Source organism: Microbacterium sp. SORGH_AS_0421 (genome assembly GCF_030818635.1).
GTDB lineage: Bacteria > Actinomycetota > Actinomycetes > Actinomycetales > Microbacteriaceae > Microbacterium.
In genome coordinates, this window is sequence record NZ_JAUTAO010000001.1 from 1,678,998 (window position 1) to 1,702,018 (window position 23,021).

The 23,021-nt window shown below is 68.1% G+C and carries 27 protein-coding genes; 13 read left to right on the forward strand and 14 right to left on the reverse strand.

What is annotated here, in order from left to right; all coding sequences use genetic code 11:
• Positions 1–41 precede the first annotated feature (41 nt).
• On the forward strand, positions 42–671 hold the full coding sequence (locus tag QE416_RS07975; protein ID WP_307315044.1) for a hypothetical protein: 630 nt from the start codon (positions 42–44) through the stop codon (positions 669–671).
• Here the strand turns inward: QE416_RS07975 and QE416_RS07980 are convergent, their stop codons facing one another.
• Complete coding sequence (locus QE416_RS07980; protein WP_307315046.1) at positions 672–1,787, reverse strand: hypothetical protein; 1,116 nt, start codon at positions 1,785–1,787, stop codon at positions 672–674.
• Complete coding sequence (locus tag QE416_RS07985; protein WP_307315049.1) at positions 1,787–3,454, reverse strand: cell wall metabolism sensor histidine kinase WalK; 1,668 nt, start codon at positions 3,452–3,454, stop codon at positions 1,787–1,789. The genes QE416_RS07980 and QE416_RS07985 overlap by 1 nt, the downstream gene beginning before the upstream one ends.
• Positions 3,455–3,633: 179 nt before the next feature.
• Between QE416_RS07985 and QE416_RS07990 the strand changes: the two genes are divergently transcribed.
• The gene (locus tag QE416_RS07990; RefSeq protein WP_307317887.1) at positions 3,634–4,431 is read left to right on the forward strand and encodes a fructose 1,6-bisphosphatase; all 798 of its coding nucleotides are present in this window, start codon (positions 3,634–3,636) and stop codon (positions 4,429–4,431) included.
• 6 nt (positions 4,432–4,437) lie between these two features.
• On the opposite strand, the gene QE416_RS07995 is transcribed toward QE416_RS07990, so the two are convergent.
• The gene (locus QE416_RS07995) at positions 4,438–5,517 is read right to left on the reverse strand and encodes a hypothetical protein (protein ID WP_307315052.1); all 1,080 of its coding nucleotides are present in this window, start codon (positions 5,515–5,517) and stop codon (positions 4,438–4,440) included.
• A gap of 144 nt (positions 5,518–5,661) precedes the next feature.
• Here QE416_RS07995 and QE416_RS08000 point away from each other — a divergent pair, with 144 nt between their 5' ends.
• Positions 5,662–7,131 (forward strand): glycosyltransferase, encoded by a 1,470-nt coding sequence (locus QE416_RS08000; RefSeq protein WP_307315055.1) that lies wholly within the window; start codon positions 5,662–5,664, stop codon positions 7,129–7,131.
• A gap of 91 nt (positions 7,132–7,222) precedes the next feature.
• On the opposite strand, the gene QE416_RS08005 is transcribed toward QE416_RS08000, so the two are convergent.
• Both QE416_RS08005 and QE416_RS08010 read right to left on the reverse strand, forming a co-directional pair.
• Entirely contained in the window at positions 7,223–8,164 is a 942-nt protein-coding gene (locus QE416_RS08005; protein WP_307315057.1) for a response regulator transcription factor, read from the reverse strand.
• 121 nt (positions 8,165–8,285) lie between these two features.
• Positions 8,286–9,311 carry a glycoside hydrolase family 6 protein gene (locus tag QE416_RS08010; protein ID WP_307315059.1) on the reverse strand — a complete coding sequence of 342 codons (1,026 nt, stop codon included), beginning with the start codon at positions 9,309–9,311 and terminating at the stop codon, positions 8,286–8,288.
• A 75-nt stretch (positions 9,312–9,386) separates the two neighbouring features.
• Here QE416_RS08010 and QE416_RS08015 point away from each other — a divergent pair, with 75 nt between their 5' ends.
• The gene (locus QE416_RS08015; protein ID WP_210072331.1) at positions 9,387–9,707 is read left to right on the forward strand and encodes an ATP-dependent DNA ligase; all 321 of its coding nucleotides are present in this window, start codon (positions 9,387–9,389) and stop codon (positions 9,705–9,707) included.
• Between the two features lie 6 nt (positions 9,708–9,713).
• On the opposite strand, the gene QE416_RS08020 is transcribed toward QE416_RS08015, so the two are convergent.
• Entirely contained in the window at positions 9,714–10,169 is a 456-nt protein-coding gene (locus tag QE416_RS08020) for a MarR family transcriptional regulator (protein ID WP_267786131.1), read from the reverse strand.
• A gap of 186 nt (positions 10,170–10,355) precedes the next feature.
• Between QE416_RS08020 and QE416_RS08025 the strand changes: the two genes are divergently transcribed.
• Positions 10,356–10,682, forward strand: a complete 327-nt coding sequence (locus QE416_RS08025) for a hypothetical protein (RefSeq protein ID WP_307315065.1) — start codon at positions 10,356–10,358, stop codon at positions 10,680–10,682.
• A 12-nt stretch (positions 10,683–10,694) separates the two neighbouring features.
• On the opposite strand, the gene QE416_RS08030 is transcribed toward QE416_RS08025, so the two are convergent.
• Positions 10,695–10,982, reverse strand: coding sequence for a hypothetical protein (locus tag QE416_RS08030; protein WP_307315067.1), 288 nt, complete (start codon positions 10,980–10,982; stop codon positions 10,695–10,697).
• Between the two features lie 175 nt (positions 10,983–11,157).
• On the opposite strand from QE416_RS08030, the gene QE416_RS08035 reads away from it, so the two are divergent.
• The 4 genes from QE416_RS08035 (at position 11,158) to QE416_RS08050 (ending at position 13,209) form a co-directional block, all read left to right on the forward strand.
• A complete protein-coding gene (locus QE416_RS08035; RefSeq protein ID WP_307315070.1) occupies positions 11,158–11,535 on the forward strand; it encodes a hypothetical protein in 378 nt (125 codons plus the stop codon).
• 7 nt (positions 11,536–11,542) lie between these two features.
• Positions 11,543–12,085: a 2'-5' RNA ligase family protein gene (locus QE416_RS08040; protein WP_307315073.1), complete on the forward strand. Its 543-nt coding sequence runs from the start codon at positions 11,543–11,545 to the stop codon at positions 12,083–12,085.
• Positions 12,079–12,456, forward strand: a complete 378-nt coding sequence (locus QE416_RS08045) for a PPOX class F420-dependent oxidoreductase (protein WP_307315076.1) — start codon at positions 12,079–12,081, stop codon at positions 12,454–12,456. Before QE416_RS08040 ends, QE416_RS08045 begins: the two co-directional genes overlap by 7 nt.
• Positions 12,457–12,717: 261 nt before the next feature.
• Entirely contained in the window at positions 12,718–13,209 is a 492-nt protein-coding gene (locus QE416_RS08050) for an FBP domain-containing protein (protein WP_307315078.1), read from the forward strand.
• Positions 13,210–13,240: 31 nt separating this feature from the next.
• On the opposite strand, the gene QE416_RS08055 is transcribed toward QE416_RS08050, so the two are convergent.
• Positions 13,241–14,062 (reverse strand): endo alpha-1,4 polygalactosaminidase, encoded by an 822-nt coding sequence (locus QE416_RS08055; RefSeq protein WP_307315081.1) that lies wholly within the window; start codon positions 14,060–14,062, stop codon positions 13,241–13,243.
• 258 nt (positions 14,063–14,320) lie between these two features.
• Between QE416_RS08055 and QE416_RS08060 the strand changes: the two genes are divergently transcribed.
• Positions 14,321–15,208 (forward strand): helix-turn-helix domain-containing protein, encoded by an 888-nt coding sequence (locus QE416_RS08060; protein ID WP_307315086.1) that lies wholly within the window; start codon positions 14,321–14,323, stop codon positions 15,206–15,208.
• Positions 15,209–15,241: 33 nt separating this feature from the next.
• Here QE416_RS08060 and QE416_RS08065 read toward each other — a convergent pair whose 3' ends face one another.
• The 4 genes from QE416_RS08065 to QE416_RS08080 all read right to left on the reverse strand — a co-directional run bounded on the left by QE416_RS08065 (position 15,242) and on the right by QE416_RS08080 (position 19,063).
• On the reverse strand, positions 15,242–16,207 hold the full coding sequence (locus QE416_RS08065; RefSeq protein ID WP_307315089.1) for an LLM class F420-dependent oxidoreductase: 966 nt from the start codon (positions 16,205–16,207) through the stop codon (positions 15,242–15,244).
• Between the two features lie 115 nt (positions 16,208–16,322).
• On the reverse strand, positions 16,323–17,345 hold the full coding sequence (locus QE416_RS08070; protein ID WP_267786139.1) for a TerC family protein: 1,023 nt from the start codon (positions 17,343–17,345) through the stop codon (positions 16,323–16,325).
• A 228-nt stretch (positions 17,346–17,573) separates the two neighbouring features.
• Complete coding sequence (locus QE416_RS08075) at positions 17,574–18,143, reverse strand: TetR/AcrR family transcriptional regulator (RefSeq protein ID WP_307315092.1); 570 nt, start codon at positions 18,141–18,143, stop codon at positions 17,574–17,576.
• A 50-nt stretch (positions 18,144–18,193) separates the two neighbouring features.
• Positions 18,194–19,063: a hypothetical protein gene (locus QE416_RS08080; RefSeq protein WP_307315095.1), complete on the reverse strand. Its 870-nt coding sequence runs from the start codon at positions 19,061–19,063 to the stop codon at positions 18,194–18,196.
• On the opposite strand from QE416_RS08080, the gene QE416_RS08085 reads away from it, so the two are divergent.
• Complete coding sequence (locus QE416_RS08085) at positions 19,050–20,825, forward strand: MMPL family transporter (protein ID WP_307315097.1); 1,776 nt, start codon at positions 19,050–19,052, stop codon at positions 20,823–20,825. The genes QE416_RS08080 and QE416_RS08085 overlap by 14 nt on opposite strands.
• Before the next feature lie 92 nt (positions 20,826–20,917).
• Positions 20,918–21,109 carry a hypothetical protein gene (locus QE416_RS08090; protein WP_210072317.1) on the forward strand — a complete coding sequence of 64 codons (192 nt, stop codon included), beginning with the start codon at positions 20,918–20,920 and terminating at the stop codon, positions 21,107–21,109.
• Positions 21,110–21,319: 210 nt separating this feature from the next.
• Here QE416_RS08090 and QE416_RS08095 read toward each other — a convergent pair whose 3' ends face one another.
• The gene (locus tag QE416_RS08095; RefSeq protein WP_267786142.1) at positions 21,320–21,562 is read right to left on the reverse strand and encodes a hypothetical protein; all 243 of its coding nucleotides are present in this window, start codon (positions 21,560–21,562) and stop codon (positions 21,320–21,322) included.
• A 111-nt stretch (positions 21,563–21,673) separates the two neighbouring features.
• Between QE416_RS08095 and QE416_RS08100 the strand changes: the two genes are divergently transcribed.
• Positions 21,674–22,378: a triacylglycerol lipase gene (locus tag QE416_RS08100; protein ID WP_307315102.1), complete on the forward strand. Its 705-nt coding sequence runs from the start codon at positions 21,674–21,676 to the stop codon at positions 22,376–22,378.
• Positions 22,379–22,385: 7 nt separating this feature from the next.
• On the opposite strand, the gene QE416_RS08105 is transcribed toward QE416_RS08100, so the two are convergent.
• Positions 22,386–22,976 carry a MarR family winged helix-turn-helix transcriptional regulator gene (locus QE416_RS08105; protein ID WP_210072315.1) on the reverse strand — a complete coding sequence of 197 codons (591 nt, stop codon included), beginning with the start codon at positions 22,974–22,976 and terminating at the stop codon, positions 22,386–22,388.
• Positions 22,977–23,021 lie beyond the last annotated feature (45 nt).

Sequence of the window (23,021 nt, forward strand, 5' to 3'; positions counted from 1 at the left end):
CCGGCCACCTACACTGGGGGAAACGATCCGGGGGAGGATTCATGGTGCTCGCAGGGCGTCGCGGCAGGGCAGTGATCGGCGTTGCCGTGGCGGTGTCGGCCCTCCTCGGTCTCACCGGGTGTGGAGCGCCTCCGTGGGCCCAGGGCGGCGGTGAGTCCCCGGAGTCGCCCTCGCCGTCGGCGACGGTGACGGCCGCGCCGCAGCCTGTCCGTAACGACCTGTCGAGTGGATCCACGCAGCGTGCGCTGACGGCCGGCTCGGTGGCCGCAACGGTGAACTACTGGTCGACCCTGTCGATGGATCGTTGGACGGCGACGGCTCTCAAACCCGTGAACCTGTCGATGGAGACGACGGTGACGCCCAACGACGGGCAGAAGGTGTATCTCCAGCGCGCCACGATGACAGCTGTTCCGGGGAACGCGTCGCAGTCCTTCTCGGCGCTCGCCCCGCAGAGTGATCAGACGGATGCGCCCGGCTACCTCGTTCTGTCGCCCTACAGCTACTCGCAGACCTTCAACGTCGGCGAGGTGCCCGCGGAGGCGACGTTCGTCACCTTGCAGTTCACGTTCGAGTTCCTCGTGCAGACCACCCCGACCTCCAACGAGTTCGCGAAGCAGACGGCGAGTGACACACTGACCGTCGCGATCGCCGGCGGGGGCGCCGGCGGTTGATCAGGGTCGGACGCGCTCCCAGCGATCGCCGCCCTGACGGGTGGCCTCACCGGCCGCGGCATCCGCATCGACGATGAGCGCAGCGAGGTCGTAGTCGGCTGTCTCCGCCGGCACCCACCCGATGCTCGCCGAGAGCTGGATGTCGACGCAGGAGGAGACATCGAGCTCCGTGATCTGTCGAAGAAGGGTACGCACGTGCTCGCGCAACACCGAGTCGGGGCGTGAGACGACGACGACCACTCGTCCTCGGATCTCCCGGCCGAGGTCCGCCTCGGCAGGGAAAGTGTCGGCGACGAGGGCCTCGAACTGACTCACGAGACGTAGCCAACCGCTTTCGCCAGCGGCGCTGCGCAGCTGAGCGGGGTCGTCGAGCCGAACCGTCAGCACTGCCCACGACTCTTCCCGTGCGCGGCGGGCTCGAGCCAGACGGTCTGACGCGGTGACGATGAAATGCGGCCAACTCGATGCCGCGCGACGCCCGCTGGGCGATACTGACGTGAAGTACAAAAGGGATACGGTCGCGCACACCAGGAAGATGAGCATTCCGAGCCCGTTGAGCACTCGAGGCAGCTCGAGGTCGCCCAGGGTCGTGGGCGCGGCGAGCCCCGACACGAGCGTGCCGATACCGAGTGCGACGAAGGCGGACGAGACCACCGTCAAAGGCAGGGCGAGCCTCTCGAGACGGTCGGCCGCCCGTCGCAGCTCCCACACGGTGAGCCCGGCGAACACGGATGACCCGAGGAAAGCCAAGCGGAACGCGAGGCCGTAGGCGCTGATCTCGTCCATGAGCACGAAGACGGCGGCGGTCGTCACCGCTTGGACTGCGCCCACCCAGGAAAAGGCAGGTGCACCGCGTCGCGCGCGGAAACCCGACCAGATCAGTGCGGGTGCGCCGAGCATGAGGCCGAGACCCGCGCGGCGGATGGTCTCATCGTTCATGATCCCGCCCGTCACCGAGACCCAGGTGCTCGACATCGCCAGAACGAACGCCAGGGACCACAGAAGGGCGGAGCGGGAGGGGCGGTGCAGAAATCCCAGACCGATGATCATCAGGCTGCCGAGAGTGGCGACCGTGGCCTGAGCCAAACCCAGGTTCGTCAGGACATCGGACGGCATCACGGTGTTCCAGCCTCGACGCGGGAGGGGAGGATGACCGTCACCGTCGTGCCGGCACCCAACTCGCTCTCGAGGAAGAGAGAACCTCCCTGTTCCTCGACGATGCTCCGGATGATGCCCATGCCGAGTCCGGTGCCGGGGGTGGGGCTCTCTCGCACCGACTGCGCGCGGAAGTACGGGTCGAAGACCCGCTCGAGGTCGTCGGGATGGATGCCGATGCCGGTGTCGGCGAAGTGGAGGGCGACGTCGTCTGGTGAGAGTTCGCCGGAGATGCGGATCGTTCCTCCCGCGGGCGTGTACTTGATCGCGTTGCTCAGGATGTTGTCGAACGCCTGCCGAAGGCGGAATGCGTCCCCGACCACCTCTGCGGTGTCGGGCAGGTCGTCCACCACGCTCACGCGGCGTGCCGCCGCGGCCGGGCGGAAAGACGCCAGCGACGAGGCGATGATGCGGCTGGCATCGGCGGCGCCGGGGGAGGAGGATTCGCGGAACACCCCCCTCGAGGTGGCGAGGATCTCGGAGATGAGCTTCTGCATGCGCTCGCCGGCGCCGGCGATCACCTCGAGCTGCTCTCGCACCTTGGGCGAGAGGTCGGGGTCGTCGAGGGCGAGATCGGCGTGGCCGATGATGGCGGTCAGCGGGTTACGCAACTCATGAGACACCGTCGCCGCGAGGCGCTCGCGCGCACGTTCGGACTCGATCAGCGCGGTGATGTCGTGGACGATGAGCAGCGTGCTCTCGGGCTCGTCGGAGGAGACGAGTCGGCGTGTCGATGCCGAGAGCGCGTGCCATTCGCCGTGGGGATCGAAGAGCCAGACGCGCTCGTCGTCGAACTGCTCTCCGCGCGATGCCCGCGCGAAGGGACGCTCGGCCTCGGGGAGGGGCTCTCCGCGGAGCGTCGCGTATTCGACCGCCGCCCCCGGACGCTGCGGTTCGTCGCGTTCGACCCCGTACAGGGCGACATACGTATCGTTCAGCGCCAGCACTTCGCCGTCCACGGACAGGCGGGCGATGCCGGTGTCGAGCCCGTTCAGCATCTGCGACACCCGGCGTTCCTGGCCCGACACGCGCTGGAGGGTCCCCTGGAGTCGGCTGGCCTGGCGCCGCAGCAATTGCTTGAACGCCCTCGTCTGCCGCGCTGAGAGGAAGGAGGTGATGCCGATGAACGTCAGGGAGAGCAGAACGACGATCAGTCTGAGCGCTGTCACCGGGCCGGAGGCGTTCACCGTGGCGTCCACCACGATGATCATGCCGACCGTGCTGAGCGCGGAGATGAGGTACACGAGGGTGAAGTGGGTGGCGATCCAGATGATGGGAAAGACCCAGAAGAAACCGAAGCGCAGATCGGTGCCGAAGCTCAGAAGACCGATGCCGAGGATGTCGCCGAACGGAACGGCCGCGACCACGGACCGGGGGATCTTCTGCCAGGGCACGACGATCGCTATCGCCGTCAGGGCGATGATGACGCCCACGCCGGAGGAGAACGGCCACAGGGAGAACAGGGACGGCTCGAGAGCCTGGACCAGCAGGACCGTGATGACGACGCTCGCCCCCAGAACGAGCTGAAGAAGCCAAATCGACCGGGTGCGGCTGCCCGGGTTGGTCGCGTCGTCGTCGGGGATGCCCTCCGAAGGAATCGCCGGAGGAACGCTCCTCATGGATGCCATTCTCCGAGTGTATAGAGAGTGGTGTAGTCTTCTGCGCGCCATCCTGTCTCTGCTCGCCCCGCGTGGTCCCGATCACGCCGTCCGGTCAGACTCCCCCTGAGGCCTGCATCCCGCAGTGTGATGGTCGATCATCGACCTCCCGCGCGTTCCGCGCCCTTCCTCAGGAGACACCTGTGAGCATGCCCTCTCGCCGTCGTGTGCGCGCAGCAGCCGCGACCGTCGCCCTCGCCCTCGCCCTGCCGACCGTCCTGTCCGGTTGCAGCCAGATCACCGATGTGCTCGGTGCGTTCCCCGGGCAGGCGGGGAGCAACCAGTCCGTCGTCGTGGCGACGCCCGCGCCGCAGGCCTCGGCGGGGACCAAGCCTTTCGACTCCCAGTTCACCTACGACGGGTCGGTGCGGCTGACCTCGGAGGTCGCCGACGGCCTCGAGCTGCGCCTCGATGTCTGGGCGGTCGACCCCAAGCGCACGATGGAGTGGACCGCGACGAACGAGAAGCAGCTCGGTTTCGCCGTCAACATCGTCGACGATCGCGTCGACGAGAGGGCGGTCCTCGCGCAGAAGCGGCGCGTCTACGTGTCGTCCATCTCCATCACCTCGCAGACCGCTCAGACCGGCGGCCAGGTCTCGAACCCGTTCCAGTTCAGCGCCGATCCGCGAACGCTGGTCCCTTCGGACACCCTGCGTTCGGACCGGGGGCTTCTCCTCAACAGCTTCCAGGGCGGACTCCTGGTGCCGACGACGTCCATCCGCCAGCTCCCGGCAGACACGTACGGCATCACGCTGGAGTTCGCACTGAACGTGGCTGTCGAGGGCGCCGCGAACACGGACTCCTCCTTCAGCCAGCAGACCGTGTACCAGTACCTCCCCATCGCGATCTTCGCGGACGAGGGACAGTCCTCGAGCGGCACCAGCACGGGCACATCGAGCTCGACCGGGCGCGCTCCGGGCTGGGGCACGTCGACCGACCAGGGCTGACCCGCCTCAGTCGGCTCTCGGCTGCCGCAGGCGAGGCCGCGCCCGGCGGCTCTCCATGAGCCACGAGAGATCGTCGACGTCCCTCAGAAGGTAGTGCTCGAAGACGAGGTCGGGGACGTCGTCGTAGTCGATCGAGGGCATGCGTCGCGCGAATGCGCGTCGCAAAGACTCCTCGACCTCTGCCGCAGTTGTCGCGGCGGGGTGGACGAGGAAGACCGTGTCGCGGGTGGGCATCCCGGTCACGACATCGGGTACGACGTCGGCGGCGGCGTCCGACACGGTGCGCAGCATCGTTTCGCCGCGCTCGCTGCTGTGGGCAGCGCGGATCAGATTGATCTCGGGAACGCGCACGAGGGTCGCCCGCACACCGGGGTGCTCGACGAGGAGTCGGGCGGTCTCGCGACGCAGAGTTCCACGGTCGTGCGCACGGGTGCCGGGAGCGGGGTCGTCGTCGAGCTGACGGCCGATCCATACGGCGCCGACCGAGACCAGCGCGATCGCGATCGCGCTGACCGCAGCCGTGGTCTCGGGGGAGACGGGGCCCTGACGCAGCAGCGGCGCCATACCGGAGACGGCGGCGGCGGCCAGGCGGGCGAGGTTGTAGAGCGCGTACAGGCTCAGGGTCCAGGAGAGCAGACGAGCTCCGCTCAGTCGCCCCACGGGAGAGCGAGCGCACTCGAGCGCACCGAGAGCCGAGAACACGACGAGGCCGGCCGTCTTCAGGAGGGTTGCATCGTCGAGGGGCACGAGGAAGGTCAAGCCCAAGAGCAGGATGCCACCGGCGCCGGTGCTGATCGCGCCGATCGCGCGCCGACCGTTCAGTCGTCGCGCGCCCGCCCAGAGAAGACCGACCGCCATGACGTTGGTCGCGTTCCCGGCGGCCGCGGCTGCCACGGAGTCCCACGCGGTCTCCATCACGTTCAGCGCTCCGCACAGTAAAGCGGCGATGGCCGCCATGCCGAAGTACCGGACCATGTCCGCGCGTGGTCCGCCGCGGTCGTCCTCGGGTCGCCCGTGCGCCAGGAACAGCATGGTGAGGGCGACGCCCGCGGCGGCGATGGATGCCAGCAGAGCGAGGACGATCACGGACGGTCGTCTCCTTCAGGTGCCCGTCGCAATCTTGCGGAAATCTTGCGGGGACGGTGGTCGTGTGCAGCGGTCGTCTTGCGGCGAACCTACCAGAGTGGAACTCGGCCGATACGCCGCGAGAACCGACAGGAAGACACCGCCATGACCGATGCGCGCAGCTTCACCCCCCACGCCCGGGACTTCGATATGCACCCGGGCGCGCTGGGAGCCGCCGGCGAGCACGGCTTCGCCGATGACTTCGCCGCGGTGCTCGAGAACACGTCGGTGCACCGTTCCACGATCGGTTGCGTCATCCCCGCCTACAACGAGGAAGAGTCGATCGCCGACGTCATCGAGGCGTTGCTCGCTCAGACCCGCGTGCCGGACGTCATCCACGTGGTCGTCAACAACACCTCCGACGCCACGGTGAAGATCGCTTCGGAGTACAGCGGCCCGCACGAGCTGAGCACCGAGCTCGGGGAGCAGTTCACCGAGGTCTTCGTCCACGACATCGGTAAGAACCCCGACAAGAAGGTCGGCGCGCTCAACTACGGGTACTCCCTCGTCGAGGGGTACGACTATCTCCTCGGCGTCGACGGAGACACCATCGCCGACAGCAAGGCCGTCGAGTACCTCGAGACCGAGGCGATCTCCGACTCCCGCATCGGCGGTATCTCTGCGATCTACACGATCGACGACAAGCCCATCAAGGGCCTCGTCGCCCGGTTCCTCACCGCCGGCCAGCGCACGCAGTTCGCGGCGTTCAACCTGCAGAACATGCTGCGCGGTCGCAACATGGCGGTGCTCGGCGGTCAGTTCTCGATCTTCTCCACCAATGCCCTGCGCGACGCGATGAAACAGAACCACCAGAGCACCCCGTGGGTGAAGGACTCCGAGGTCGAGGACTCCCTGCTGTCCCTGCAGATCAAGAGCGCGGGCTACTTGACCAAGATCAGCCCGTACGCTCGCGCCGATGTGGGCGGCATGACCACGCTCTCCGGTTACGACGCCCAGCAGGTGAAGTGGACCTATGGCGCCATCGAGCTGATGTGGCCCGGACAGCGCGGCGACACTAAGGGGCAACCGTTCCACCCGAATCTCCGTCTGCGTTGGTTCGAGAACTTCGGCATGCTCACGAACCTCTTCGTCCGCGTGGCCTTCCTGACCCTTCTCGCCGGGTCGCTGACGATCCACGCCTTCGTCTTCTCGCCGCTGTGGCTTATCCCGCCGGTGATCGCCATGCTGCTGAACCTCCGCATCGCCCGCACGATGAAGAACGTCGACCGCACAGACGTCCTGTTCGCGGTGCTGTTCTTCCCCGCGGAGATCTTCATGTGGATCCGTATCAGTCACTTCGTCCGCTCGTGGACCCGATTCCTCTCGCGCAAGAAGGTCGACAACTGGGCGATGCAGGCCAAGGCCGAGCGCGGTGGGGGACTCGGACACTGGACGCCGATGGTCGTGCTCATCGCCGTCGCCATCGCCCTCGCGGTGATCTGGGTCATGGTCGGCCCCATGGTGCAGTCGTCGATCCTGTGGATCGGTTGGCCCATCGTCGGCGTCGTGACTGTTCTTCAGACGCTCCTCATGTTCTCCAAGCTCGTCCGTCGCCACCACGGCTTCAAGGTCTGACGGACGCAAGATCTGATACGCCCGAACGCATCAGAAACACGGATGCCTCGGCCCTGGGGAGGGTCGAGGCATCCGTCATGTGTGCGGGGCGTCAGGGAGTGGAGAGCAACTCCGAGGTGAGGCGATAGCCCACCCCACGTACCGTTTCGATGTAACGCGGGTTGGCCGGGTTGTCGCCGAGCTTGCGGCGCAGGTTTGTCATGTGCGCTTCGATCGCCCGCTTGTCGGCTTCTCCGACGAAGTAGCTCGTCACGTACGACTCGCCGCGCAGGACCAGAGTGAGGTCGGCCTTGCTGCGCACCCGCCGCTTGGACTCCATCAGGGTCGCGAGCAGGTCAAACTCCGTGCGGGTGAGTTCCAGCTCCTCCCCGCCGACCCGCACGAGGCGGCTGTCGGGATCGAGCAGCAGATCTCGGTGAGCCACCCAGGCGCCACCGGTGGGCGTGAGTTCTCCGGCCGCCGAGCGGGGGACGATCTCGCCACCCGGCGCCGCCTCGCGCGGCTCCGGGCCCTGGGAGGACGGCACGATGACGGCCGCCGTGGAAGGAGCGCTCGCCGCCTGCGGTGCGACGGGTGCCTCGGGGCGCCCGGCGGGGAAGGACGGGCCCACGCTGTCTTGGCGGGGGGCCGAGGAAGCGGCGGACTCCCCGGCGCGGGGGCGGCGGAGCAGCGCTTCGATGCGCGCGCGGAGCTCGCGGGGGCGGAACGGCTTCACGACGTACTCGTCGGCGCCGGCGCCGAGGCCGAGCACGACGTCGGCCTCTTCTTCGAGACCGGTGAGCATGATGATGTAGGTGTCGCTCTTCTGACGAATCCGACGCGCGGCTTCGAAGCCGTCGATGCCCGGCATGTTGACGTCCAGCGTGGTGATCAGCGGCTGATACGCGATGACAGCGCGAACCCCGTCGATGCCGTTGCCGACGGAGACGGTCGAGAACCCCGCAGACTCGAGCACTTCGACAAGCAGGTGGCGGATATCGGGATCGTCTTCCACGATCACGGCTGTTTTCAGCATCTCGGTGCTGTCGCTCATGTCACCCACTCTTCCGGCTTCGCACGGGACCGTGCCCGCGTTCTTCCCCGAGTCGCGGCGTCGCAGCGCGACGAGCGCAATTTTGGCACACATCGCGGCTGCGACGCGGTCGACTCGGAGCTCAGCGCTGTTCGCGTGTCAGTTCCGCTGCCGCGGCAGGCCACCACACGCCCGCGGCGGGACCGCCGTTGCACTCGCCGTCGCTCTCGCCCGCAGGCTTGATCCATAGGTTGGTGTCGACGACGTCGTCGCCGTACGAGCCGCCCGGGCTGCCGACCAGGCGGTCGGAGGGATTGCACCATTCCGAGCCCGCCGGTCCTGCGCCGTTGCGCGAGGTGTCGATCACGGCGTGAGTGCCTCCGAGAAGATCGGACAGGGCGTGCGCGTAGGCGAACTCGGCGGCGGTGTCCTGGTAGTTCGAGACGTTCAGGGCGACGCCGCGCACTTCGGGCAGAATCCCCATCGCCCGGATGAGCCCCGCCATTTCAGCGGCAGGGTGCCAGGCGGAGTGGCCGCCGTCGATGTAGACCCACGTGTTGGTGCCACGGATGTTCTCGACAGCTTGCTGCAAGTACCCGGCGCGATCGCTGACGGACCCGCACGAGGAGGACAAAGCGATGCTGTCGGGCTCGAGCACCACGATCTTCTGGAGGTCCGACGCGTTGCGCAGGGCATCGCCGATGCGTTTCGTCCATTGCGTGTACGACGAGGGGTCGAGGCCTCCGGCCGAGTGGTTTCCGCAGTCGCGGTCGGGCAGCCCGTAGACCGCTACCGAGAGCGACGCCTTCTGATCGCGAGCCTCCGCTGCGAGGTGTGCGATGCGATCCCACACCTCGTCGACGGGGTCGATCTCGGGGGTGAGCCAGTAGGTGGTGGGCTGCAAGGAGAGCCACTGCGCGGCGGCCACCTCGTCGGCGTCGCCGCCGCCCGAGCGAGCAGCCTGGGCGGCCTTGGACTCGTTCGGTGCGACGATCCGGGTGTCGACGGCCGGTGGTTTCGCCGACAGGGTCTGGAAGAGAGTGGTCACCAGGCTTCCGACGACGCCGATTCCCGCGATGACCGCCACGATCGCGACGACTGCGCCAGCGACGAGAAGCGCGCGGGGGAGCCGTCGTCGGGGCCGCTTCGGCCGAGATGATCTCGCCACGTTCGGAACTCTAGTCGAGGTGGCACCCGCCGGGGTCGAGGTAGTTAATCGGGTGAAGCGATATAGACTCACTTCGTGGGAAAACTGGTTTACAACACCGCGGGTCATTCGTTCGATATCGAAGATCGGACGCTCTCCCACCTTCGCATGGTCTTCATGAACAAGCTGCGCAGAGGCGAGTCGTTCATGTTCCACTTCCCGATGGGCGACGGCAGTGGCACGCGTACGCTCTGGATCTCTCCGTCCATCCCGCTCGTCTTTCACTTCTACGGCAGTCGTGCGCCGCAGCTGAATCGTCGGTGGATCGAGGACCTCATGGACGAAGCCAGCTCCCCGCAAGGACTCAGCGTCACGGCCGAGCCCGACCCCGAGTCCGTCCTGACGTCGTCGGGCTGAGCCGACTCAGGCGCATTCGGCGTCGACGACCTCTCGGACACGGTCGAGGAATGCGGCGATCTGGTCGGCGGTGTCGCTGGGCAGTCCCAGGGCGAACTCGCGGACGCGGGCTGTCACAGGGTCGATCGCATCCGGGTCTGTGTCGCGATCGAACGGGACGACGAACTTGCTCCGGCGGTCCGACGGGTTGGCGACGAAGTCGACGAGGCCGCCCGCGCGCAGGCGGTCGAGCATTCCTGTCACCGATGCTGTGGAGATGCCCAAGGACTGCGCGATCTCGGTCGGAGTCAGGCTCCCCCCGGCATCCGCGCGTTCCAGGATGAGCCTCATCGCCGCGCGGGCGTTCTCGCTGGGGCCGCAATCGGACTGCCGGCGACGAGCAAGCCGCGCTTCCGCCAAGCGGAGCCGTTCTACCGCGCGCGCTGCCGTCTTCGCGTGATCGTGTTCGGTCTCGAGCGTCATAGGTCTCCTCGGGGTTGGGCCCCGTCTGAGCATTCTAGTTAGGTTGCCGAGATTCCAGCCGACCGGCTTATTCCGGCTCGAGTCCAACAATCTGGGGTCGCGTCGAGACTTCTTTCTCAGTTCATATGCACGACAGTCGTGATCTCGTATCATTTCCGGCAGGACGCACCCGGGAAGGAGAGACCGATGGGCTCACTGTTCTACGGGTCTTCCGCGAGTCCGATCCGCATGCCCGACCGCATCCTCGCGCACATCAAAGTCGTCGTCGCGACCAAGCTGCGGCGCGGGGAGAGCTTCACGATGTCATGGCGGCATCCCTCCGGTGAACCGACCGGCCGGAGCACCCTGTGGATACAGCCGTCCATTCCGCTGCGATTCGTCTTCGCCTCCGCGGAAGCCGAGGTTCTCGACCCGGTGCTCCTCCACTCGCTCGCGAATTCCGCGAACTCTTCCGGAGGCCTGACTCTCGAGCTCGACGACATCACCGAGGCCGTCATCTCCGACGCGCGCTGAATCGTCGAGATCTCAGCGGTGCGCTCGCGCGTGCCGGTGGGCGATCGACGACACCCACTCGAAGCCCGGGCACGGGGGAGCGGTTCGCCCTCGCATGCGTTCCCACGCTTCGACGTAGATCCCCTCGAGCAGAGTGTCAGCGGTCCCCGCGACACCCGTCAGCGACAACAGCACCGCATAGATCCGCGGTGCCGTCGCGTCGTAGAACTCCACGAAAGCGTCGCAGTCGCCCATCGCCGCGCGGACGAGGAGGGCGTCCAGATCCTGCTCCCGGCTCTCGCGGGTCGCGGGGTCGGTCATGGTCGCGGTGCACCTCCTTCGTCTGGGTGACAGTCAATCGCCGCGCGACGTGGGAGGCCTGGGGTTGCGCAATCGGGACGTGTGTCGTAGCGGTCGGCGATGGCCGGGCGGGACGTCCGTCGCGGGTGCCGTCAAGCCCGACCTGTGCGACAGACGGGCACCCTACGGTGAGTCCATGAAATCTGTTGTGCGCTGGGCTCTCGCCCTGGCGATGGTGTTCGCCGGTGTCTCACACCTGACCTTCGCGCGTCGGGACTTCCAGGCGCAGGTGCCCGACGCTCTCGTGGAGAAAGGTCCTCTCGATCGCGACGCCGTGGTCGTGGCATCCGGGGTCGTGGAGGCCGCATTCGGACTGTCGCTGCTGGTCCTTCCCAAAGAGCGGCGCCACATCGGTGCTGCGCTCGCGGCCTTCTTCGTGGCGATCTTCCCCGGCAACATCGATCAATGGCGTAAGGGACGCTCGGCGTTCGGGCTCGACACCGACAAGAAGCGCTTCGGGCGGCTGTTCTTCCAGCCGCTGCTCGTGGCGGCCGCGTGGTGGTCGACCCGGTGACTCCTCGATGACGGACGTCGTCAGCCTCGAACTCGTCTTCGATGACGAGACCGACGCCGCCGTCCGCGCGGAGTGGGATGCCCTGCTCGCCGCGGATCTGCCGAGCCAGGCGCGGCATCGGGGAGAGAGCAACCGGCCCCACGTGACGTTGCTCGTCCGATCCGCACTGGCACCGTTCGACGCTGCCGTCCTGCAAGAGATCTTCCCCCTCTCGCTCGTACTCGGTGCCCCGGTGCTCTTCGGTGCGGGACGGCATCGTGTCATCGCTCGCACGGTCGTACCCTCGCCGGCGCTGCTGGCTCTGCACACCCGCATCCACGAGCTCGCCGGACCCGGTGCCGACGTCGACCACACGGTGCCGGGCGCGTGGACCGCGCATGTCACCCTGGCTCGGCGGGTTCCGCTGGAGCGCATAGGCGAGGCGCTGGGTGTCCTCGCGGACAACGGCGGGAGAGACATCTCGGGTCGGGCCGTCGGGATTCGACGATGGGATGCCGCCGACAAGACGGTCACCGACCTCGTCGGACGTGGCACCCTGGAACAGTGCTGACCGACGACGCCCTCTCTTTCCTCCGCGAGTACCACCTGGCCACCCTGTCGACCGTGGGGCGCTCGGGTCGCGTGCACGCGGTGCCCGTCGGGTTCACCTACGACGACGGTGTCGTCCGGGTGATCGGATCGCGCGGGACGCAGAAGTTCGTCAATGCCGAGCGCAGCGGCCGCGCCTCGATCTGCTCTGTCGACGGCGCGCAATGGATCAGCTTCGAGGGCGCTGCTCGGGTGAGCGATGATCCGGATGCCGTGGCGCACGCGGTCGAGCTGTACGCGGCGCGCTACCGCCAGCCGCGCCCCAACCCCGACCGCGTCGTCCTCGAGATGGCCGTCGAGCGTGTGCTCGGTTCGGCAGCGTTTCGCGCCTGATCGGCGTATCCTGGGGCCATGTCCCCCATCACCTCGTCGATGCCCTCCGGGCGTGAGGGGGTCGTCGGCGTGTGGAGCGCCGACGGCACAGGCGCTGTCCAGGCCGTCTTCCTCGCCGGGTGACCGGCGCGGGTGCCCCGCTCTGCCGGGTGAGCGCCCTCCTCGCTCGTCCTCTTCGTGACGGGCGCATCGCCGCGCGATCCGATCGCGCGTTCGTCGCCGCGCCGCCGCGCGCGCCGCGGCCCATCGACTGGACGTCCCATGCACGCTCTCTCTTCTTCCGCCATTCGATCCAGCTTCGTGAACGTCTCGCTCCGCGAACGCAGCTCGATCGTCGTTCCCGCCGACCTCGACGCCATCGCGTGGGACCGTCTCGACTACTTCGGTTGGCGCGACGCCAAGACCCCGCTGCTCGGCTTCGTGATCGCCGAGATCGACGGAAGCCCCGTCGGCCTGCAACTTCGGCAGACCGAGCAGCCCACACGCACGCGACCGCAGTGCTCATGGTGTTCCGATGTCACGCTGCCGAACGACGTCGTGTTCTTCTCCGCGCGTCGGGCGGGCAAGGCCGGACGCGCGGGGAACACCGTCGGCACCCTGGTGTGCGCGCGGTTCGAATGCTCCCGCAACGCGCGGCGTCTGGATCCACCGGCCTACCTCGGTCACGATGCGGCTGCGGCTCGCGACCGCCGGGTGGAGGCGCTGCGCACACACGTCGACACGTTCTTCCGCGACCTGCGCGACGGCGTGTGAGAGCGGCTGACCGGCGTGCGAGAGCCGCCGGTCAGCCCGACCGATCCGCGCACGCGGCGAAGACGTAGTCGGGATCCGTCGGCGTCGAGAGCTTCCGATCGCGCAGGACCGTCGAAGCCGGGGTCGCGGCATCCGCGCACACGTCGGCGAAGGTTCGCGGGAGTCGATCGGCGTACTCGATATCGATGACCTGGTCGCCGTACACCCCGGTGTAGGCGTCGCACTCCGCGAAAGCGGCGCATTCCTCGGCGACGGCGAAGTCAAAGCCCGCCGCGTCTTTCAGCGCGGCCGCGAACTCCGCGGCGTTCTTCTGACCCGCGGCCAGACCCGAGGAGTGCGCGAGGTCGACGAGCACTCGAGCGAGAGCCGCGTTGTCGTCGAAGCTCATCGCGCCGTCGGTGCGCGTGAAGGTGTCGAGGTTGTCGAATTCGACCGCGCGGAATCCGGATGCCGCGCACCCTCGGATCCACGGAGCGACGGTCTGGGCGATGAGGGCGCGCTTGTCGGCGGTCGAGGTGTCGAGGATGACCTCGTCGGGCCAGGCGGGGTCGATGACCGGTGCACCGCTGCGAGACAGCGTGGTGCTCGCGGGCCAGTCGCTCTGCTCGCCAGGCTGTGTTTGGAAGGCGTTGACGTAACAGATGGAGTACGCCCCCTCGGCCGGCTGCGCGGTGCGGTCGCGAACCACGATCTGTACGGAATCCGGCGGGTCGTAGGGGCCGCCCAGCTGGTAGTCGATCGCGGCTCGGGGTGGGAGAGCGGCGGAGGGCGGGACGGAGGGGACCTCAGCCGAGCAGGAGGAGATGGCCACGACCCCGGTGATGACCCCGGCGAAGAACGAGGGGCGGCGCATGCGCCCACCTTATTCGGCAGGTCGGGCCGTCGGGCGAGCGCCGGACGCGATAGTGTTCAGTGTCTCCCCCGGACACGAGTCGACGTATCTACGTCCGAGGGGGAGAACGGTGTCGGCAGAAGCGCTCGGCGCGGGGGACGCACGTCCCCCGGTCCGCCGTCAGTATCTCGTCGAGGGAACGAGCATTCGGGGCGCGCAGATCGCCGAACGGGGGCCGTACACCTCGTTAGATCGTCCCGCGGGGGAGCGATGACCCACGTGACCACCGACGTCCGCCTCGATGCTGTGCTGAACGCGCTCGCCGATCGCGTGCGCGAACTGCGGCGCGAGCGCGATCTCAGCGTCGTCGCCCTGTCGTTCGAGGCGGGGATCTCGGAATCCCGCGTACGCGCGATCGAGTCCGGGCGCTCGACGGCATCGCTTGCGACCCTCGTGGCCCTCGCGGAGGCCTTCGAGATCGAACTCTCGGAGCTTTTCGGCGAGACCGCGCGAGGCGGCTTCGATCGCGATGAGTCGAGCCGTCCTGACGTGTCGCACGAGGTGACGTGGGGCGGGGAGCTTCCGCCCGCGCCATGGATGTCCGCCTCTTCCGAAGTCCCCGCGCCGAGCCCCTACGTGGTTCCGAGCGAGGTGGTGTGGGGCGACGAACTCCCCGCCGCTTCATGGACCACAGCGAGGGCCGGTGCCGATATGCCGGAGCTGGTCGGTCTCGCGCAGCCGAGCGCGCCCGAGGCGGCACCGATCCCGTCGACCCAGAAGATCGGGGGAGGCCCGCTTCCGCCGGCGCCGTGGGTCGCGGAAGCGGACGCCACCGTCGTGCACGCATCGGATACCGATCAGCCTCCGGCCCCGTCAGTCGCAGCTTCGGGGGTTCACGATTCCGCGTCCCACCAGGGCGGGAAGGGGAGTCCCCGCTACGTGCTCGTCGCGCCGAGCACTGCCGCCGCACCGCGGGAACCTCGCACATTCTCGGATCTGCGTGAGGGGATCCTCGCGGGGCGTGATTTCGATTCGCTCCGCGAGTTCGCGGTGGCTGCCGCCGCCGAGGCCGGCCACTCGGTCGTCACCGTCGCGCGGATCTTCCGTCTTCCCGTGTGGAAGCTCGAACGGTGGGTCGCCGAGGCGGGATACGTCGGCCGTCGGTGAGTTCGGGGTGCGCGTGGAGCGCACCCCGAACCATCAGAGAGCTCGAAGCTTCTCGAGCAGGGGCGCGGCGATCTCGTCGACGAAACGCTGTTGCTGCGCGTCACCCACCTGAACGATGGCGATGTCGGTGAAGCCCGCGTCGATGAAGGGACGCACGCTCTCGGCGAGCTCGTCGAGGTCGGGACCGCACGCGATGGACTCGGCCACATCTTCCGGCCGGACGAACTGCGACGCGCCCGCGAAGCCGGCCGGCGTGGGCAGATCGGCATTCACGGCCCACCCGCCCGCGAACCATCGGAACTGGTCGTGGGCGCGGGCGATCGCGGTCTCCTTGTCAGGGTCCCAGCTGATGGGGATCTGACCGATCTTGCGAGACGCGCCCTCGTGGTGCTCGTCCCAGCCCTGGATCAGCTCGCCGTCGGGCTCGGTGGTGATGAGGTGGTCGCCGAGAGGGGCGAAGCGCGCGATCGAGTGCTCGCCGGAGACGGCGACACCGATCGGGACGCCACCCTCGGGGGCGTCCCACACGCGAGCCGAGTCGACGCGGAAGTAGTCGCCGTCGTAGGTGACCAGATCCCCGGTGTGCAGAGCACGGATGATCTCGATCGCCTCGACGAGCATGTCCTGCCGCGCGTGGACGGCCGGCCATCCCTCGCCCACCACGTGCTCGTTCAGGTTCTCGCCCGAGCCGAGCCCCAGCGTGAAGCGGCCGTCGGACAGCAGCTGCAGGGTGGCGGCCTTCTGAGCGACGACGGCAGGGTGATACCGGACCGTCGGGCAGGTGACGTAGGTCATCAACTCGACATCGCTGGTGGCCTGCGCGACCGCTCCGAGCACGGTCCAGGCGTAAGGTGCGTGGCCCTGGCTGGTCAGCCACGGGGAGTAGTGGTCGCTCGAGACGAGGAAGTCGTAGCCGGCGCGTTCCGCGCCGACGGCGTAGTCGACGAGGGCTTTGGGGCCGCTCTGCTCGGTCATGAGGGTGTAGCCGAATCGCGTCATGTCGGCCACGGTAGAGCGGCGGTGCCCGCCGATCGCCGGGGTTGCGCTCACCGCGGGGATGCGGCAGGAACGACGAAGGGCCCGCGGCCGTCGCCGCGGGCCCTTCGTTCGGACGTCAGTCCTCGGGGGCGTGGATGACCTTCTCGCCGTCGAAGGTCTCGCGATCCTTCTTCTTGTCGTCGTTGCGGGTCTTGCGGAGGCTGAGGAACGTCGCCACGGCCACCGTTCCCGCGATGAACAGCAACGAGAACCAGATGGGGATCTCCGGAACCCACAGCAGCGGTTGCCCGCCGTTGACGAAGGGCAGCTCGTTGACGTGGAGAGCGTGGAAGACGAGTTTCACGCCGATGAACGCCAGGATGACGGCGAGGCCCTGTGCGAGGTAGACGAGACGCTCCAGCAGGCCGCCGATGAGGAAGTACAGCTGGCGCAGCCCCATGAGTGCGAAGGCGTTGGCGGTGAAGACGATGTATGCCTCGTTCGTCAGGCCGTAGATGGCCGGAATCGAGTCGACGGCGAAGACGAGGTCGATGAAGCCGATCGCGATGATGACCAGCAGCATCGGGGTGACGAAGCGCTTTCCGTTCTTGCGGACGGTCAGCTTGTCGTCGTTGTACTCCTCGCTCACGGGGAGGATGCGACGGACGAAGCGCATGAACTTGCCGTTGGCGGGGTCGCTCTCGCCGTGCGAGAAGGCCTGGCGGTAGGCGAGGAAGAGCAGCAGTGCACCGAAGATGTAGAAGATCCAGGAGAAGTTCTCGATCAGCGCCGCGCCCACCGCGATGAACGCGCCGCGCATGATCAGCGCGATGACGATGCCGATCATCAGCACCTTCTGCTGGTAGATCTTCGGCACCGCGAACCCCGTCATGATGATCAGGAACACGAAGAGGTTGTCGATCGAGAGGGCCTTCTCGGTCAGGTACCCGGCGAAGTACTCCCCGCCGTAGGTCCATCCGGAGAACACGCCGATCCCGACGCCGAACAGCAGGGCCAGGCCGATGTAGAAAGCCGACCAGCGGGCCGACTCGGCGATCGAGGGCTCGTGGGGCTTGCGGACGTGGGCGAAGAATTCGAACACGAAGAACGCGATGGTGATCGCGATCGTGATGATCCATATCAAAGGGGTGACGCCCATGGCGACCTCCAAGGGTGAGTAGGTGTGCGACAAGACACCAAGGTCTCCTCCACCCGGGAAACGGGCCGACGTCCCGGGCTCACGATGGCGTGATCCGTATTGACGAGAACGTCGCGGTGGGAGTACTCCCCTTGCTGAACACGATTGTACGTCATGCGACTGTGCGCGCCCGGTCTGGACGTCGGCTTCGCCGTTGTGGTATCCGGATGCCGCGACCCGGCCGATCTCTCAGTGCGGGGGAGCGCTGCCCACGATGGCGTCGACGAGGGTGAGCATGTCTTCTGCGTCGAACTCCTCGCGGCTCAGGGCCCGCAGGATCACGGCTCCGAGCAGGGCGTCGGCGGCGGCGTGCAGTCGGGGGCCGGTGACGCCGCCCATCGCCCGCGAGAGGCTTTCGGTGAGCGGGGCGGCGAGGATCTCGGTCCGGAGCCGTCGACCGGTCTCGGCGCTGCCCGCCGCGGCGGCCACCAGAGATCGCAGCAACCCTTCTCCGTCGGGACTCGCTCGCAGGGTGAAGAGGTCCGTCAGCCAGGCGGCGAGATCGGTTCGGGGGTCGCCCGTGTCGGGCAGCTCTCGCTGACCGCCGAGGATGCGCCCCTCGAGGATGGCCTCGGCGATGACGTCGCCCTTGCTCGCCCACCACCGGTAGATGGTCTGTTTGCCCACGCCCGCACGTCGAGCGATGCCCTCGATCGTGAGGTGGTCGTAGCCGCGCTCGACGAACAGTGCGACGGCCGCGTCGAGGATCGCCAGGCGTGCCGCCTCGCTGCGGACGGGTCCACTGCGCGGAAGGGTCATGACACACATTCTGATCGATCGCGGGGCAAAACGAGACGAGACGGTGCGTGTTATCTTTGCCCGGACTTGTCGGAGCCGACGGTGCTCCCTCGCGTGCACCGCACGAGAGGAACATCCCCATGGCTGAACTGCTGCACCGCCTCGGAACGTTCGCGGCGCGCCGCGCGTGGACGGTGATCGTCGCCTGGGCCGTGATCCTCGGCGTCGTCGTGGGCGGCTTCCTCGTCGGGTACAAGGGGCTCAGCTCGAGTTTCGACATTCCGGGAACGGCATCCGGAGACGTGATCTCCGAACTTCAGGGCGAGCTTCCCGACTTCTCCGGCGCCTCCGGGGCCGTGGTCTTCCGCACCGATGACGGCTCGAGTCTCACCGACGACCAGCGGACCGCGATCTCGGCCCTGGTGTCCTCGGCGAGCGACCTGCCCGACGTGGCTCGCGTCACCGACCCGTTCAGCGCGCAGCAGCAGCTCGAGGACCAGCGTCAGCAGGTCGCCGACGGCCGGCAGGAACTCGATGCGGCTCGAGGCCAGGCGCAATCGGGCCAGCAGCAGCTCGACGCCGGCAGGGCTCAGCTCGAGGCCGGCCAGCAGCAGCTCGACCAGGGGAAGGCGCAGGTGGAGGCCGCGCCGCTGCCCGCTGCCCAGAAGCAGAGGCAGCTGTCCGCCCTCGAGGCGCAGCAGCAGCAGATCGACCAGCAGCGCTCCGCTCTCGAGCAGCAGCAGGCGCAGCTGACCGAAGGCCTCGCCCAGATCGACGCTCAGCAGACCCAGCTCGATGACGGCTCCGAGCTGCTGAGCTTCGCGGATGCCATCCGGCTGGTATCGGAGGACGGCTCGACGGCGATCGTCAACGTCTCGTTCGACAAGCCGCGTCTCGAGCTCACCGAGGCGTCGAAAGGAAGCGGTCGTGGAGCATTTCACCGCGAAGGCGGTCCCCGGCGTGGACGTGGCGTTCAACACCGAGATCTCCCAGGGGGTGCCCGAGATCTTCGGGGTGGGCGAGATCGTGGGCGTGGCCATCGCCGGCATCGTCCTCGTCGTCGTGCTGGGGTCGTTGCTCGCGGCATCCTTCCCGATCGCCACGGCGATCATCGGCGTCGCCATCGGCGCCATGGCGACGTTGTCGTTCTCGGGTGTCATTCAGATGGCATCCGTCACGCCTTTCCTCGGGGTGATGCTGGGCCTCGCGGTCGGCATCGACTACGCGCTCTTCATCCTCTACCGCCACCGCAGGCAGCTCCTGGCGGGCGCGGATGTCCGCGAATCGATCGGGCTCGCCAACGGGACGGCGGGCAACGCCGTCGTCTTCGCCGGGTCCACGGTCATCGTCGCGTTGCTGGCGCTGAACATCACCGGCATCCCGTTCCTCGGTCTGATGGGAACCGCGGGGGCCGTGAGCGTCCTGGTCGCGGTGCTGATCGCCGTCTCGCTGACCCCCGCCCTGCTCGGGCTCGCTGGCATGCGCATCCTCAGCCGCAAGGCGCGCGCTCGCGCGACCGCCGCATCCGGCGCCGTCGAGCACCCGCGCCGCGCCGCCCGAGCCGAGACCGGCCCGGTCGCGACGAACGGGCGGGCCGTACGCCCGATGTCGACGGTGCGCGCCACCGTGACGATGCTCGTGGCGACGGTGGTGCTTCTCGTGATCGCCATCCCCGCTCTCTCGATGCGCCTGGGGTTGCCCGACGGCGGTAGCGAAGCCGAGGATTCCACCGGGTACAAAGCCTTCACCTGGAGCGAGGAGGCTTTCGGCGCCGGATCCAACGCCCCGCTTCTCGTGACGGCCGCGCTCCCCGCCGGTACCGCCGAGGCCGACGTCCAGGGCCTGCAGCTCGACGTGGCCCGCGAGCTCTTCTCTCAGGACGACGTGGTGGCGGTGGCACCCGTCGCGGTGTCCGAGGACCGCACGCTCGCCGCGTTCCAGGTCATCCCCGCCGAGGGACCGAACGCGGTGTCCACCGATCGGCTGGTGCGCGACCTGCGTTCGCTCCCCCCGGTCGACGGAGACATCGACCTCGGCGTCGCGGGCGCGGCGGCCATCAACATCGACATCTCCGAGGGGTTGGCGGACGTTCTGCCGATCTACCTCGTGGTCGTCGTCGGTCTGTCGTTCCTCATCATGGTCATGGTCTTCCGCTCTCTGCTCGTACCGCTGATCGCCACCCTCGGCTTCGTGCTGTCCCTGTTCGCGACGTACGGAGCAGTCACCGCGGTCTTCCAGTGGGGATGGCTCGGCGGTTTGTTCGGGGTACACAACCCCGGACCGATCCTGAGCTTCCTGCCGGTGATCCTGGTCGGCATCCTGTTCGGCCTGGCGATGGATTACCAGCTGTTCCTGACCACCGGCATGCGTGAGGCCTGGGCGCACGGCGCCGCTCCGCGGCTGGCCGTGGCGCAGGGCTTCCGGGCGGGCCGCACCGTGGTGATCGCTGCGGCGATCATCATGATCTCGGTGTTCTCGGGCTTCATCACCTCGGAGGCCGTCATCATCAAATCGTTCGGTCTGGGGCTCGGCCTCGGAGTGCTCTTCGACGCGTTCATCGTTCGCATGCTGCTGATGCCCGCGATCATGCACGTGCTGGGCGGCGCCGCCTGGTGGCTGCCCAAGTGGCTCGATCGCATCGTGCCGAACGTCGACGTCGAAGGCTCGGCGCTCGAGCGTCGCCATCCGGGACACCACGGGTAGTGAGCATCCGCGGCCGGGGGAGCGCAAGCCCCGGCCGCTGACGCCCTCGAGGCCGCAGGATGCCGGAAACGACCTGTTCGAGGAGGACCACGATGACCGATCGCGAAGAGACGCAGGACGCCCCCGTCATGGACGGCGCGACCGACGCGGGCGTGGAAGAGAAGAAGGCGGGCGCGCAGCAGCAGCGTGCCGCCGACGCCGCAGTCCACGAGGACGACGACCCCGCGCAGCGAGAGCTCGAAGACGACATCCGCAGCATCCGCGGCTACGGCGAAGACAGCTGACCCGGACGACGACTCCCGTCCGGAGCCCCGTGTGGGGGGCGGGCTCGACGGGCGGGAGTCGTCGGAGACGCCGAGATCGACGTCGTCCGCGCCGGCGATGCCGGGGCCGGGTACCGGAAGGCTACGCCGCTGCCGACGGTGCCGAGCGTCCTCTCAGGTAATGCGAAGGAGGCCCCGTGCATGCGCACGGGGTCTCCTCGCGTCCGCGGCTCAGGAGCCCGTGGGGATCTCGCCCGCCGCGATGGCGTCCGCGTACGTACGGATGTCCGGGCCGGGCTCGTAGTCGATGAAGCGATCCTTGATGCGCGCATTGATCTGCGCGAACGCCTCGTCCGACGAGATCCCGTCGCTGTCACGGGCGATCGCGACGACGGCCTCGCGCAGCACGGCGTCGGCGTCGTCGAGGATCTTCTGGCGGGCGGGCTCGTTCCAGCGGATGTCTGAGATGTCCATGGCCACACGGTACGGTCGACCCCGATTCGCTGATCCCGGGGTTGCATCGCACGGCTCGATGTGTGCGGCAACCCGCCCGGCCCGCGCGCGTCGGCGCGGCACGATGAAGGAATGTCGAAGGACGCCGTGACCACCGTGCCGCAGCGGGTCCGTACCGTTCTGCGCGACGCGGGGTGGTGGGCGCGCGACTACGTCTACGCGATTCGCGCCCAGGCGCGGGCTCTTCTCGGCCGCGACGCCGCGGACCTCCTCGCCGAGGGCGAAGGCACGCCGGTCGTCCTGCTCCCGGGCATCTACGAGACCTGGCGCTTCCTCGAGCCGCTCGCGCGGGCCCTGCACGAACGCGGCCACCCCGTGCACGTCGTGACGGAACTCGGCGGCAACCGGCGACCGATCGCGGAATCCGCCGGACGGGTTGCCGCCCTGCTGCTCTCTCGGGGTCTGAATGACGTGGTGCTCGTCGCGCACAGCAAGGGCGGACTCATCGGCAAGCACGTCATGGCCTTCAGCCCTGCCGGTGAGCGCGTGCGTGCGATGGTCGCGGTCGCCACTCCGTTCGGCGGGTCTCGGTACAGCCGCCTCATGCCGACGCCTTCGCTGCGTGCCTTCGCCTCGGGCGACGCGACGATGAAGGCGCTCGCCGCGTCGGCCGCGGTGAATACGCGCATCATCTCGGTGTTCGGTCCGTTCGACCCGCATATCCCCGAGGGAAGCGAGCTCGCCGGTGCCCGCAATGTCGTGCTCGCCGGCGGCGGGCACTTCCGCGTGGTCGCCGACCCGCGTGTGATCGCCGAGGTGATCCGCGTCGCGGAGTGACCGCCCGTCAGGCGGCGTTCGGGGGAGCGATGTCCCCGGCGGAACGGACGATGGGAGCGTCCGCCCGCTCCGCGATCAGCGCACAGCACGAGGGGCCCGCCGTGTCGCACACGTCGGCGACGGCGCATCGCATGCGCTGAAGAAAAGCGGTGACCGCCACGGTCTCGCTCTCGGTCATACCGCGAGTGGCCTGCATCATGCGGTCGTGCATGGAGGCGAGGGTGTCCCGCATCTCCTCATCGGCGTGGGAGGTGGTGGAGACGAGAACCTTCCGCCGGTCGGAGGGGTGCGGGCGGCGCTCCAGATGCCCGGATCGCTCGAGTCGGTCCAGGAGGGCGGTCACGGAGGCCGTGGAGACACCGAGGTGACGCGCCAGATCGACCGGAGTGACATCGCGGCCGGAGGAGGTGGCCCTGGTCAGGAACCGAAGCACGAGCAGCTCGTTCTCTCCCATGGCCATCGAGCCCTGCGTGCGCCGGCGCATCGCCATCTCGGCCGAACGATAGGCCCGCATCGCCTCCATGACCCGCGCTCCACGCTCATCGTCGGTGCTGTCGCTGTACCAGTACGACGGAGGTGCCGTCTTCTCGATCGACATCGGGCTCCTAATATCTCGCTTGCCTATTCGCTAGTCTACCTAGTA

What these genes read in the sequence shown, in the direction of transcription:
- QE416_RS08095 (WP_267786142.1), bottom strand. Translation starts at nt 21,562, where the DNA reads ATGGACATCTCAGACATCCGCTGGAACGAGCCCGCCCGCCAGAAGATC.
- QE416_RS08020 (WP_267786131.1), bottom strand. Translation starts at nt 10,169, where the DNA reads ATGACGCTCGAGACCGAACACGATCACGCGAAGACGGCAGCGCGCGCG.
- QE416_RS07985 (WP_307315049.1), bottom strand. Translation starts at nt 3,454, where the DNA reads ATGGCATCCATGAGGAGCGTTCCTCCGGCGATTCCTTCGGAGGGCATC.
- QE416_RS07990 (WP_307317887.1), top strand. Translation starts at nt 3,634, where the DNA reads ATGCCCTCTCGCCGTCGTGTGCGCGCAGCAGCCGCGACCGTCGCCCTC.
- QE416_RS08090 (WP_210072317.1), top strand. Translation starts at nt 20,918, where the DNA reads ATGACCGATCGCGAAGAGACGCAGGACGCCCCCGTCATGGACGGCGCG.
- QE416_RS08005 (WP_307315057.1), bottom strand. Translation starts at nt 8,164, where the DNA reads ATGAGCGACAGCACCGAGATGCTGAAAACAGCCGTGATCGTGGAAGAC.
- QE416_RS08105 (WP_210072315.1), bottom strand. Translation starts at nt 22,976, where the DNA reads ATGTCGATCGAGAAGACGGCACCTCCGTCGTACTGGTACAGCGACAGC.
- QE416_RS08000 (WP_307315055.1), top strand. Translation starts at nt 5,662, where the DNA reads ATGACCGATGCGCGCAGCTTCACCCCCCACGCCCGGGACTTCGATATG.
- QE416_RS08070 (WP_267786139.1), bottom strand. Translation starts at nt 17,345, where the DNA reads ATGGGCGTCACCCCTTTGATATGGATCATCACGATCGCGATCACCATC.
- QE416_RS08075 (WP_307315092.1), bottom strand. Translation starts at nt 18,143, where the DNA reads ATGACCCTTCCGCGCAGTGGACCCGTCCGCAGCGAGGCGGCACGCCTG.
- QE416_RS08055 (WP_307315081.1), bottom strand. Translation starts at nt 14,062, where the DNA reads ATGCGCCGCCCCTCGTTCTTCGCCGGGGTCATCACCGGGGTCGTGGCC.
- QE416_RS07980 (WP_307315046.1), bottom strand. Translation starts at nt 1,787, where the DNA reads ATGCCGTCCGATGTCCTGACGAACCTGGGTTTGGCTCAGGCCACGGTC.
- QE416_RS08100 (WP_307315102.1), top strand. Translation starts at nt 21,674, where the DNA reads ATGTCGAAGGACGCCGTGACCACCGTGCCGCAGCGGGTCCGTACCGTT.
- QE416_RS07975 (WP_307315044.1), top strand. Translation starts at nt 42, where the DNA reads ATGGTGCTCGCAGGGCGTCGCGGCAGGGCAGTGATCGGCGTTGCCGTG.
- QE416_RS08065 (WP_307315089.1), bottom strand. Translation starts at nt 16,207, where the DNA reads ATGACGCGATTCGGCTACACCCTCATGACCGAGCAGAGCGGCCCCAAA.
- QE416_RS08040 (WP_307315073.1), top strand. Translation starts at nt 11,543, where the DNA reads ATGACGGACGTCGTCAGCCTCGAACTCGTCTTCGATGACGAGACCGAC.
- QE416_RS08050 (WP_307315078.1), top strand. Translation starts at nt 12,718, where the DNA reads ATGCACGCTCTCTCTTCTTCCGCCATTCGATCCAGCTTCGTGAACGTC.
- QE416_RS08025 (WP_307315065.1), top strand. Translation starts at nt 10,356, where the DNA reads ATGGGCTCACTGTTCTACGGGTCTTCCGCGAGTCCGATCCGCATGCCC.
- QE416_RS08035 (WP_307315070.1), top strand. Translation starts at nt 11,158, where the DNA reads ATGAAATCTGTTGTGCGCTGGGCTCTCGCCCTGGCGATGGTGTTCGCC.
- QE416_RS08030 (WP_307315067.1), bottom strand. Translation starts at nt 10,982, where the DNA reads ATGACCGACCCCGCGACCCGCGAGAGCCGGGAGCAGGATCTGGACGCC.